Raw genomic sequence first — 596 nt, forward strand, 5'->3', positions numbered from 1 at the left:
CAGCGGCTGGTGCAGGACGACGTGCTCTCCTCGATCCACATCGAGGAGCACGAGGTCGACGCCCGTGACACCAAGCTGGGCCCCGAGGAGATCACCCGGGACATCCCGAACGTCTCCGAGGAGGTCCTGGCCGACCTCGACGAGCGCGGCATCATCCGGATCGGCGCCGAGGTCGTGCCCGGCGACATCCTGGTCGGCAAGGTCACCCCGAAGGGCGAGACCGAGCTGACCCCGGAGGAGCGGCTGCTGCGCGCGATCTTCGGCGAGAAGGCGCGCGAGGTGCGCGACACCTCGCTGAAGGTGCCGCACGGTGAGCAGGGCAAGGTCATCGGCGTGCGGGTGTTCTCCCGTGAGGAGGGCGACGAGCTGCCGCCGGGCGTCAACGAGCTGGTCCGCGTGTACGTGGCGCAGAAGCGTAAGATCACCGACGGTGACAAGCTGGCCGGCCGTCACGGCAACAAGGGCGTCATCTCCAAGATCCTGCCGGTGGAGGACATGCCGTTCCTGGAGGACGGCACGCCGGTCGACATCATCCTCAACCCGCTGGGCGTGCCCGGCCGGATGAACGTCGGCCAGGTGCTGGAGACCCATCTGGG

At 68.6% G+C, this 596-nt stretch carries 1 pseudogene; it reads left to right on the forward strand.

What is annotated here, in order from left to right:
- A pseudogene (locus OUY22_RS36690) lies at nt 1-596 on the forward strand (DNA-directed RNA polymerase subunit beta); the annotation flags it as partial.

The sequence above is a fragment of the Nonomuraea corallina genome, from assembly GCF_027620315.1.
In the GTDB taxonomy this organism is placed as follows: Bacteria; Actinomycetota; Actinomycetes; order Streptosporangiales; family Streptosporangiaceae; genus Nonomuraea; species Nonomuraea corallina.